General features: G+C 70.7%; 8 protein-coding genes. 4 read left to right on the forward strand and 4 right to left on the reverse strand.

The features are described 5' to 3' along the window. Nucleotides 1-499: 499 nt before the first annotated feature. From BM041_RS29515 to BM041_RS29525, 3 genes are all read right to left on the reverse strand, one after another. Nucleotides 500-1,483, reverse strand: a complete 984-nt coding sequence (locus tag BM041_RS29515) for a Bug family tripartite tricarboxylate transporter substrate binding protein (RefSeq protein WP_092963647.1) — start codon at nucleotides 1,481-1,483, stop codon at nucleotides 500-502. 98 nt (nucleotides 1,484-1,581) lie between these two features. Next, a complete protein-coding gene (locus BM041_RS29520; RefSeq protein ID WP_245762315.1) occupies nucleotides 1,582-2,559 on the reverse strand; it encodes a tripartite tricarboxylate transporter substrate-binding protein in 978 nt (325 codons plus the stop codon). 72 nt (nucleotides 2,560-2,631) lie between these two features. Further along, entirely contained in the window at nucleotides 2,632-3,531 is a 900-nt protein-coding gene (locus BM041_RS29525) for a LysR family transcriptional regulator (RefSeq protein ID WP_092963649.1), read from the reverse strand. Nucleotides 3,532-3,666: 135 nt separating this feature from the next. Here BM041_RS29525 and BM041_RS29530 point away from each other — a divergent pair, with 135 nt between their 5' ends. From BM041_RS29530 to BM041_RS29545, 4 genes are all read left to right on the forward strand, one after another. Further along, a complete protein-coding gene (locus BM041_RS29530) occupies nucleotides 3,667-3,906 on the forward strand; it encodes a DUF1127 domain-containing protein (protein ID WP_092963651.1) in 240 nt (79 codons plus the stop codon). A 90-nt stretch (nucleotides 3,907-3,996) separates the two neighbouring features. Next, on the forward strand, nucleotides 3,997-5,394 hold the full coding sequence (gltX, locus tag BM041_RS29535; RefSeq protein ID WP_092963653.1) for a glutamate--tRNA ligase: 1,398 nt from the start codon (nucleotides 3,997-3,999) through the stop codon (nucleotides 5,392-5,394). Between the two features lie 196 nt (nucleotides 5,395-5,590). Continuing rightward, nucleotides 5,591-6,373 carry a hypothetical protein gene (locus BM041_RS29540; protein WP_092963655.1) on the forward strand — a complete coding sequence of 261 codons (783 nt, stop codon included), beginning with the start codon at nucleotides 5,591-5,593 and terminating at the stop codon, nucleotides 6,371-6,373. A gap of 102 nt (nucleotides 6,374-6,475) precedes the next feature. Beyond that, complete coding sequence (locus BM041_RS29545; protein ID WP_092963657.1) at nucleotides 6,476-10,465, forward strand: beta strand repeat-containing protein; 3,990 nt, start codon at nucleotides 6,476-6,478, stop codon at nucleotides 10,463-10,465. A 174-nt stretch (nucleotides 10,466-10,639) separates the two neighbouring features. Here BM041_RS29545 and BM041_RS29550 read toward each other — a convergent pair. Continuing rightward, nucleotides 10,640-10,946, reverse strand: a 307-nt coding sequence (locus tag BM041_RS29550; protein WP_175534129.1) for a transposase, incomplete at its 5' end; no start/stop codon positions are given.

Raw genomic sequence — 10,946 nt, forward strand, 5'->3', positions numbered from 1 at the left:
AGCAAGGCATCTCAGCCCTACCGCATCCAGCGATCCTTACCCGCCCAACTCATACACTGACCATAAACTTCCATCCGGCCACCCTTCCCCCCGTTCCACCACCACCCCGCACCGCTCTCGCGACACAAAGCAGAAGCAGCAGGAAGCCAAAAGGCAACCATACTATCTTCCCTCAACAGATACACAGCTTGAATGAACAACCGAGACAAACCCGAACCCGATCCCCTCTCAGGGCACCAGGTCCTGCCTGTCTCGAAACCGCCTCCGGGGCGGGCCAGAGAAGCTAGCGGAAGTTCCGCCGGTCTTCAAGGCCACCTCGTCGTTGGTGGGCGCTTTCTATCCGCCACACCCCAAACTGTCAAACTGGCCCTGGAACCCGCCCGGCCGGGCTGGAAACCCAGGGAAAACCTGGCCCGGATGAAGGAAGGGGGCGGGCCATGCCGGCCCGCCCCCCCTCATCGCCCGCGAATTATCCCCAGAAAAAGAGGATCGCGCCCGCTCAGCTATCCGCGCGGATGTTGTTGTCGCGGATCACCTGGCCCCAGCGCTCGATCTCATTGGCCACGAAGCGGCGGCAGGTCTCGGGGTCGCTGGCCTGGATGTCGCAGCCCTGCTCCTCGATCCGCGCCTTCACCTCCGGCTCCCGCAGCACCTGCGTCAGCGCGGCGTGCATCCGGTCCAGGATCGGCTGCGGCGTGCCCGCCCGTCCGAACATGGCCCACCAGGTCGGCGCCTCGAAATCGCCGAAGCCCTGCTGCGCGAAGCTCGGCGCCCCCGGCACGTGCCGGCTTTCCGTCCGCGTGGTGACGCCGAGCGGCCGCAGCGTGCCCGCCCGGATGTGCTGGGAGACGATGACCACGTTCGTCATGAACAGCGGCACCTCATTCGCCACCGCCGCCGTCACGGCCGGCCCGCCGCCGCGATAGGGCACATGGGTCAGCTTGAAGCCGTTCTGCTGCTGCAGCAGCGTCGTCGCGATATGCGCGAGCCCCCCGGCGCCGGAGGTCGCGTAATTGTACCGGTCCGGCTCCCGCTTCGCCGCTTCCACCACGTCCCTGAAGGTCCGGAAGGGGGTCGAGGCATGGCAGACCATGGCCAGCGGCCCCGTCGCCACCAGGCTGACCGGCGCGAAGGCGTCCAGCGTCCGGTAGGTCAGGCGCATGAGGGTCTGGTTCGGCCCCTCATTGTCGTACTGGAACATCCAGGTGGAGCCATCCGCCGGCGCCCGCGCCGCCTCCGCCGCCCCGATGGCACCGGAAGCCCCGCCCCGGTTCTCGATCACCACGGGCTGGCCGAGCACGGCGGCGAGCCGCGGCTGGAACAGGCGGGCGATCGTGTCGGTGGACCCGCCGGGCGCCCAGGGGACGATCAGGCGGATGGGCCGGTCCGGCCAGGTGGCCTGCGCCCGCAGGATGGACGGCGCGGCGATACCCGCGGCGGACCCCATGGCGGACAAGGCGATCAGAGTGCGGCGCTGGAACATGCGCAGGATTCCTCCCCGGAAATGGCGGGCAACGGCCCTTTCCCGCCACATGCCACCCCCCGCGGCCGCGCACAAGCGACCGCGTGGGCACGCGCGCGTCAGCTATCCGCGCGGATGTTGTTGTCCCGGATCACCGCGCCCCATTTGTCGATCTCGGCCCGGACGAAGGCCTCGGTCTGCTGCGGGCTGCTGGCGACGATCTCCGCACCCTGGTCGGCCATGCGGGCCTGGACGTTCGTGTCCTGCAGCGCCTGCGCCACCGCCTGCTGCATCCGGGCCGTGATCGGCGCCGGAATCCGCGCGGGCCCGACCAGCACCCAGTAGGTCAGGGCCTCGAAATCCGGAAAGCCCTGGTCGGCGAAGGGCACGACATCCGGCAGGAAGCGGCTGCGCGTCTTCTGCGTGATGCCGAGCGGCCGGAGCGACCCCTGCCGGATATGGGGCAGGATGATCACGATGTTGGACATGAACAGCGGCACATGGCCCGCCAGGCTGTCCTGCAGGGCCGGCCCGCCGCCGCGATAGGGCACGTGTTCCAGTTCGAAGCCGCCGCGCTGCTGCAGCAGCACGGTCGCGATATGCGCCCCGCTGCCGACGCCGGTGGTCGCGTAGTTCAGCGTCTTCGGTGCCCGTTTCGCCGCCGCGACCATCTGGCCGAAATTCTGGAAGGGCTGCTGCGGATGCGTCACCAGCGCGTAGGGGCAGGTGCCGACCACGGTGCAATAGGTGAAGCTCTCCCCCGCGCGGTAGGGCAGCTGCATCAGCGTGTCGTTGGTGGCCAGCGTGTCGTTCGCCAGGCACCAGGTGTAGCCATCCGGCGCCGCCCGCGCGGCCTCCCCATTGCCGACGGACCCCGAGGCACCGGCCCGGTTCTCCACCACGATCGGCCGGCCCAGGATCTCCTGCATCTTCGGCTGCAGGATGCGGGCCACCGTGTCATTCGACCCGCCCGGCGGGAAGGGGATGATGATGCGGATCGGCCGGTCCGGCCAGGCGCCCTGCGCGCCGGCGACATGCGGCACGGCCAAGCCCGCGCCCATGGATGCGACGGCCAGCAGGTTGCGACGCTTCATCATCTTGGTTCTCCCCGATCCCTTGGCCCCATTGCCGCATGGCGGGGCCGGTCGATCAAGATGCGAACTGATCCATCACGCCGCGATCGGCACGCCCGCCCGGCCGAATCCCTCCGCGATGTGGCGCGCCAGCGCATCCGCCGCCGGCACGCCCATCGCGGCTTCGTGACGCAGCAGCAGGATGCCCATCTCCGGCAGGGCCGGCAGACCCTCCCCCTCCCCCATCCAGGACAGCCCCTCCGGCAGCGTTGTCGGCGTGCTGACCGTCAGCGCCAGGCCGGCCAGCGCCACGGTGAAGCACCCGGTCTGGGTCGCGGAGTTGTAGGTCACGCGCGCCGCCCGTCCCGCCTTGCGCAGCGCGCCGAGCGCCGCATTCCGCCAGGGGCAGTCGGAGGCCGGCAAGGCCAGCGCCAGGGGCAGCGGTTCCCGCCGGTGCAGCCCATGCCGCGGGCTGCCCACCCAGCGCAACGGCCCGCGCCAGATGCGCTGCGCGGCGCTGTCCGGCGCCTCATGCCCCTCCGTCAGCAGGGTCATGTCGAGCCGCCCTTCCCGGAACCGCTCCGCCAGCACGTCCGAGTTCAGGCAGGTCACGTCCAGCTCCACCGCCGGATAGGTCTCCGCGAAGCGGGCGAGGATCTGCGGCAGCCAGTTCAGCGCGTAGTCGTCCGGCGTGCCGAGCCGCACGGTCCCCACCATCGGCGGCGCGCGGAAATTGCCGATGATCTCGTCGTTCAGCGCCAGCATCTCCCGCGCCCGGTCCAGCAGCCAGGCGCCCTGCGGCGTGGGCTGCACCCCCTTCGGCGTGCGCATCAGCAGGGGATGGCCGAGCATCTCCTCCAGCCGCCGGATCTGCATGGAGATCGCGCTCTGCGTCCGCCCGACGCGTTCCGCGGCGCGGGTGAAGGACCCTCCCTCCGCAATCAGCACGAAGCTGCGCAGCAGGTCGGGGTCGAGGCCAGGGGGTGGGGCTGCCATGGACCCATCATCAACAATCCTGATGCGTGACGTCAACAGAACTCGTTTTACTGATCCTTCCCGCTATCCGATCCTTCCGGTGCCACCACACGCCAGCCCCCGGCCCGGGGGCCGGCAGCAGAAGGAAATCAGACCATGTCCGGCTTCGTGATCTCTCCAGGCGCCCTGCGGCAGAGCGGCCGCGCCCTCCGCCGCAAGGCCGCCGGGGGCCACACCTGGCTGGACTGGCTCGGCCAGGCGCTGCGTGCCGTCACCACCCGCCGCTACCTCGCGGAGATGGATGACCACATGCTGAAGGATATCGGCCTGACGCGGATGGATGCGGCGCAGGAAGCCAACCGCGCGCCCTGGGATTTCGGTCCCCGTTCCATGTAGCGCGGTGATCGGCGCCCGCCGGCAGTTCCGGCGGGCGCCGATCTGCGCTACCCGGACGGCCCTGCCTCGCCGTTTCCGGAACTGGAAGCCATGTCGGTCCGCACCCGCTTCGCCCCCTCCCCCACGGGCTACCTCCATATCGGCGGTGCCCGCACGGCGCTGTTCAACTACCTCTTCGCGCGCCGCCATGGCGGCCAGTACCTCCTGCGCATCGAGGATACGGACAAGTCCCGCAGCACCCAGCAGGCCGTTGACCAGATCCTCGAAAGCCTGGCCTGGCTCGGCCTCTCCCCGGACGAGCCCCCGGTGATGCAATCGACCCGGGAAGCCCGGCACGCCGAGGTCGCGCGCGAGCTGCTCGCCAAGGGCCAGGCCTATCTCGCCTATGACACGCCGGAGGAACTCGCCGCCGCCCGGGCGGAAGCCGAGGCCCAGAAGCGCCCCTTCAAATATGATGGCAGCCGCTGGATCGGGATCGACCCGTCCCAGGCCCCCTCCATCGCCCCCGCCATCCGCATCAAGGCGCCCAAGGGTGGGGAGACGCTGGTCCCCGACCTGGTGCAGGGCGATGTCCGCGTGAACCACGCGGAGCTGGACGACATGATCATCCTGCGCTCCGACGGCACGCCCACCTACCTCCACGCCGTGGTGGTGGATGACCACGACATGGGCATCACCCATGTCATCCGCGGCGACGACCACCTCACCAACACGTTTCGTCAATGCATGGTCTATGATTCGATGGGCTGGCGCCGCCCGGCCTTTGCGCACATCCCCCTCATCCATGGCGCGGATGGCGCCAAGCTCTCCAAGCGCCACGGGGCGGTCGGTGCCCTTGAATTCCGGGACCAGGGGCTGCTGCCGGAAGCCGTCTGCAACTACCTGCTGCGCCTCGGCTGGGGGCACGGCGATGAGGAGATCGTGCCCCGCGACCGCGCGATCCAGCTCTTCGACCTCAAGGATGTCGGCCGCGCGGCGTCGCGCATGGACTACGCCAAGCTGTCCCATGTGAACGCCGTCTATCTCCGCGCCGCCGATGACGACCGCCTGCTGCATGAGGTCACCGCCCGGCTGACCAAGCGCGGCATCGATTTCGGCACCACCGCCGCCGCCCGCATCCGCGCCCTGATGCCGGACCTGAAGGAACGCGCCCGCACCATCGACGATTTGGCCACCGCCACGATCTTCGCGATCGGTGACGGCGCGCCGGAGCCCGATGCCAAGGCCGCCGCCCTCCTCACCCCCGAAGCCCGCGCCCGCCTGGCCGACCTGGCCCAGTTCCTGGCCGACGCCCCGTGGGAGAAGCAGGACCTGGAGCGCTGGCTGCGCGACTATGCGGAGGTGAAGGGCGTGAAGCTCGGCCAGGTCGCCCAGCCGCTGCGCGTCGCGCTGACCGGCAGCACCCAGTCGCCGCCGATCGACGCGGTGCTGGTGGCGCTCGGCCGCACCGAGTCACTCACCCGGATCGCCGCCGCCGCCAATCGCTGACGGCATCGCCGCCCCTCCTGCCGGGGGGGGCGGCGGGCTGGCGCATCCCGTCACACCCGGCGATTTTATCCAAATAATAAGATAATGCGCCCGATTAGGCATAATCGGTCGATTCCGCTTGACCTCCCCGCCCAGCGATATCTAAAAAATAACTTAAGAGGCGCGATTTGGTCCGTCTCTGCATCGGGAGAGTGTCATGCGCGGGCTGCCCAAGCTGGCTTTCTGGCTCCTCGGTCTCACCGGCGTCGCCCTCTGGACGGGCCTGATCATGGCCCTCGCCCACCTCCCCCTGCCCGTCGAACTGGCGCTCGGCGGCATGGGCCTCGTCACCTGCTTCTGGGGTCACGCCGTCCTCTTCCCGACCGAACGCGCCACCCTCGCCGCCGCCGCCCCGGGCCGGATCGCGCGGGAGGACATGCTCCTCGCCGTCGCCACCGCCCCCCTGCCCGTCGGCGCCGCCCGCACCCCCGTCAGCCGCCGCCCCCGCGATCCCGCCCTGGCGGGCCATGCCCAGCTGGGCCCCGACGTCCCCGCCGGGGACCTGCCGCCGCTGCTGCGCTCCCCCTTCGAGGAAGCGGCCCGCATGGAAGCCCGCCGCCTGGCGGAAGCCGTCACCGCAACCGGCATCTTCGGTCCCGTCACCGTCACGCTGGAAGCGGATGGCAGCGCCATCATCGCCCCCGTCCAGGCCGAGAAGGGCGTCCGCGTTCCGGCCAGCACCCTGCTGCGCTTCGCCACCCTCGCCACCCGGCCCGATGGCCTGGCCCCGGACGGAGAACGGCGGCAGGGCAGCATCGGCCCCGGCAACTGGCCGGGCGATGATCTCCGCGCCGCGCTCGAAGCCCATATCCTGGCCGCGACCGGCATCGCGGAGCCCGCTGCCGTCATCCCGGCGGCGTCACCGCCCGCGCTGCCCGCCCCGGCCTGGTCCTCCCCCGCCTGGTCTTCCCCCGTCGGTGCGCAGCCCCGGGACGCCTGATCCGCGCCGCCCGGCCCGCCACGCAGGCACTGCGTTGCGGAGCCGGGCCGATCCGGTCGATAGTGCCGTCGCTACGTGCTGCCCTGCTGCCAGGATTCCCCCATGCCCGTGATCGTCGGCGGTGACGGCGACGACGTCGCCACCCCCCTCTTCCAGTCCATCGACGTCACCGGCGGCGCCCCGGGCACCGGCGCCGATACGATGTTCGGCCTGCGCGGGCATGACACGCTGGACGCCGACGCCGGCGATGATCGCCTGCATGGCGATGAGGGTAATGACGTCCTGGTCGGCGGCGCGGGTGCCGACACCATCTTCGGGCTGGAGGATAATGACGCCCTCTATGGCGGCCCGGGGGCGGACAGCCTGTTCGGCGGCAACGGCGCCGATTCGATCCTCGGCGACTCCGATGCGGACACAATCTTCGGCGGGGAAGCCGCCGATACGCTGGATGGCGGCACCGGCGAGGATCGCCTGTTCGGGGACGAAGGCGCGGACAGCCTGAACGGCGCCGATGGACAGGATACGCTCTCCGGCGGCATCGCCGCCGACAGCCTCGATGGCGGCGCGGGCAACGACGAGGTCAATGGCGATGACGGCACGGACTGGCTGGCCGGCGGCGCGGGCGCCGATACGCTGAATGGCGGGTCGGATGGCGATACGCTGGAAGGCGGCGGCGATGCCGACCTGCTGAATGCCGAGGCCGGGACGGACAGCCTGCTGGGCGGCGACGGTGCCGACACGCTCAATGGCGGCGACGATGCCGATTCCCTGGATGGCGGAGCGGGCCAGGACCAGCTGAACGGCGAACAGGGGACGGACAGCCTGTCCGGCGGCGACGGCGCCGATACGCTATCCGGCGGGCTGGATGGCGATACGCTCGAAGGCGGCGCCGGCAACGATCTGCTCGATGGCGCGGAAAGCCAGGATGAGCTGCGCGGGGATGGCGGGGACGACACCCTCTCGGGCGGCGATGCGCCCGACACGCTGCTGGGCGGCGATGGGCATGATGTGCTGTCCGGCGATGCCAGCGCGGACAGCCTTGAAGGCGGCGCGGGGCAGGACACGCTGCGCGGCGGGCTTGATGTCGATACCCTCGATGGCGGCACGGGGAACGACAACCTCGATGGCGGGGAAAGCGCCGACAGCCTCTGGGGCGGCGAAGGCGATGACGTCCTGCTGGGCGGCGTGGATGCCGATACGCTGCGCGGCGCGGAGGGCAACGACACGCTGATCGGCGGCACGGGCTACGAGCTGATCGATGGCGGCGCCGGCGACGACTACATCGCCAATGGCGCCGGTGAGGATCAGATCGATGGCGGCGACGGCATCGACCGCATCGACTTCTCCGGCGTCACCCCGGCCTCCTCGGGCGCCGCCGCGGGCAGCGTCTTCACCGTCAACCTGGCCGGCTTCACCTTCGGGGAGGGGGCCTTCGCCACCGGCGGCCTCGCGAATTTCGAGAAGGTCACCGGCTCCGCCTATGCCGACCTCATCACCGGCACCGATGCGGCGAACGAATTCCAGGGCGGCGCGGGCATCGACACGCTGTCGGGCATGGGGGGCGATGACAGCCTCTTCGCCGGCGCCGATGGCGCCTCCCTCTCGGGTGGCGAGGGGCAGGACTACCTGGATGGCGGCACCGGCGCCTCGACGCTCCGCGGCGATGGCGGGCAGGACGTGCTGCAGGGCGGCACGGGCCATGACCTGCTGGATGGCGGCACGGGGAACGACACCGTCGCGGGCGGCGCGGGCGGCGATACGCTGGCGGGCGGCGACGGCACCGCCGACATCCTCTCCTACCTGGCCGCCGCCACCGGCACGGCCATCGACCTCGCCACCGGCATCGCGACGGATGGAACCGGCGGCACGGACAGCCTGGCCGGCGGATTCGAGGGCGTCTATGGCAGCGATGCCGCCGACACCATCACCGGCAGCGATGCCGGCGATTCCATCTGGGGCTTCGGGGGTGCCGACCGGATCGCCGCCGGCGACGGCGCCGACAGCGTCTTCAGCGGCGACGGCGCGGACCTCCTCCGCGGCGGCGGCGGCCATGACCTGCTGGAGGGCGGGGCGGAGGCCGATACCCTCCAGGGCGAGGGCGGGAACGACACGCTGCTCGGCATGGCGGGCGATGTGCTGGATGGCGGGGCGGGGAATGACATCCTCGGCGCCACCCTGCCCGGCGCCGTCAGCCTCTCCGGCGGCGCGGATGACGACACGCTGCTGGGCAGCGCGACGGCCACGCTCGATGGCGGCACGGGCAACGACTATCTCTCGGGCGGGCTTCTCCTCGACGGCGGGGATGGCCGGGACACGCTGATCGGCCTCGACGGCTCCGTGCTCTCCGGCGGCCGCGGCAACGACTTCCTGACCGGCGGCGCGACTCTCTCGGGCGGGAATGGCGACGACAGCCTCGCCACCACCATCACGGGCGCGGCCAGCCTGGATGGCGGCGCGGGGCATGACAGCATCACCGGCACGGCCGGCGCCGGCACGCTCTCCGGCGGCATCGGCAACGACACGCTGGTCGCCTACGGCACCAACCAGGCCCAGGGCGATGCCGGGCACGACCTGCTGCGGGACGACGGCATGATCGGCGCCACCCTTTCCGGCGGCGACGGGAGGGATACCCTCACGGGCGGCACCGGCGCGTCCCGCCTCTCCGGCGATGCCGACCACGATTCGCTGGCCGGTGGCAGCGGCGCCAGCACACTCTCCGGCGGGGTGGGGGAGGACACGCTGGAAGCGGGCGGCGCCAACCTGCTGCGCGGCGATGCCGGCCGGGACGTGCTGCGGGACATGGGCGCCGGCGGCGCCACGCTCGCCGGCGGCCTGGCCGCGGATACGATCACCGGCGGCACCGGCCCCTCCCTGCTGATGGGTGAGGGCGCGAATGACGTCATCCATGGCGGCACCGGGGCCGATACCCTCCTTGGCGGGGCGGGCGACGACACGCTGACGGCGCATGGCGCGCAGTATCTCAACGGCAATGGCGGCTTCGACCTGCTGCGGAACCTCGGCGGCAGCGGCGCCACGCTGTTCGGCGGCGGCGGCGATGACAGCCTGGTGGGTGGCCATGCCGAGGATCAGATCTTCGGTGGCTGGGGCAATGACACGCTCTCCACCGAAGCCGGCGCCGCGATGCTGGATGGGCGGGAGGGCGATGACAGCATCATCGCCGGCGGCCGCGTCATCGTGGTCCAGGGCGGCCTCGGCAACGACACCATCGCGGTGACCGGCAACCCCGACCGCGTCGATGGCGGGGAGGGCGACGACCTGATCGAGGTCACCGGCGTCGCCGGCGCGGTGTATGGCGGTGCCGGCGACGACACGATCCAGGGCGACGACAACGCCTCCCGCCTCTTCGGCGCGGAGGGGGATGACGAGCTGCTGGGCGGGATCGGCGCCGATACGCTCTACGGCGGCGCGGGCGCCGATACGATGGCGGGCGGCCTCGGCAATGACAGCTATGAGGTCGATGAGGCCGGCGATGTCGTGACCGAGCTTCCGGGCGGCGGCAGCGCCGACTGGGTCGTCAGCCGCATCGACCATGTGCTGGGCGCGGGGGTCGAGAATCTCCGCCTCTTCGGCGCCACCGGCACCGGCCATGACGGCGCGAACATCATCATCGGCGACACCGGCGCCAATGCCCTGAACGGCCTGGGCGGGGCCGATACGCTGGATGGCGGCAAGGGCGATGACACGCTGTCGGGTGGGCAGGGCGAGGACCTGCTGCGCGGCCAGTTCAACGCGGACCTGCTGGTGGGTGGCGCCGGGGCCGATACGCTGGATGGCGGGCTGGGCGGGGATACGCTGACCGGCGGCGACGGCGCCGATGAGTTCGTGCTGGACAGGGACAGCGCCGGACGGCCGGGCTGGTACGACGATCCCGACCTCGACCTCATCACCGATTTCAACCTGGTGGAGGACCGGCTGGTGATCGCCGGCCACGGCTTCGCCGATGTCGCCGCCGCCAAGGCCGCCATGGTGCAGTCCGGCGCCGATGTGCTGCTGACCCTCGGGGCGGACAGCGTCATCCTGCGCGGCGTGACGCTGGACCTGCTGGACGGGGACAATATCGAGGTCCGCTGACCGGCTTTTTCGCTGGCGCCGCCGCTGATGTTCCTGCTATGTTCTGAATACCAGCGCCACAGTTGCGCCCGGCCGGCACCGTCGCGCCGTGAATTTGTCCCAAATCGGCGCGCGAAAACGGTGCTAAATGCACCTAATCGGCATAATCGGCTTAAAGGGGTTATACCAACGCCCTCAACGGTTGACCTGTGCGTAGTCGCGGGTGGCGATGGAGGTGATGCGGCTTGGATCGTTGATGAGGGCGTTCCAGGCATCGCAGCACGCATCGACGATAGCGTCGTAGGTTTCGTAGACCCGGTTGCTGAGCTGGTTCTGGCGCAGGAACTGCCAGACGTTCTCGACCGGGTTCAACTCGGGCGAGTAGGGCGGCAATGGTAGCAGGCTGATGTTCTCCGGGACCTGGAGCTTGCCGCCGGTCTGGTGCCAGCCCGCGCCATCGAGAGTGATGACGGCATGGGCGCCTGGAGCGACATGACGGCTG

Source organism: Falsiroseomonas stagni DSM 19981 (assembly GCF_900114315.1).
GTDB lineage: Bacteria > Pseudomonadota > Alphaproteobacteria > Acetobacterales > Acetobacteraceae > Falsiroseomonas > Falsiroseomonas stagni.

Bases quoted from the DNA above. Each gene is read 5' to 3' on its own strand.
- BM041_RS29525 (WP_092963649.1), bottom strand. From the start codon at position 3,531: ATGGCAGCCCCACCCCCTGGCCTCGACCCCGACCTGCTGCGCAGCTTC.
- BM041_RS29540 (WP_092963655.1), top strand. From the start codon at position 5,591: ATGCGCGGGCTGCCCAAGCTGGCTTTCTGGCTCCTCGGTCTCACCGGC.
- gltX (WP_092963653.1), top strand. From the start codon at position 3,997: ATGTCGGTCCGCACCCGCTTCGCCCCCTCCCCCACGGGCTACCTCCAT.
- BM041_RS29515 (WP_092963647.1), bottom strand. From the start codon at position 1,483: ATGTTCCAGCGCCGCACTCTGATCGCCTTGTCCGCCATGGGGTCCGCC.
- BM041_RS29545 (WP_092963657.1), top strand. From the start codon at position 6,476: ATGCCCGTGATCGTCGGCGGTGACGGCGACGACGTCGCCACCCCCCTC.
- BM041_RS29520 (WP_245762315.1), bottom strand. From the start codon at position 2,559: ATGATGAAGCGTCGCAACCTGCTGGCCGTCGCATCCATGGGCGCGGGC.
- BM041_RS29530 (WP_092963651.1), top strand. From the start codon at position 3,667: ATGTCCGGCTTCGTGATCTCTCCAGGCGCCCTGCGGCAGAGCGGCCGC.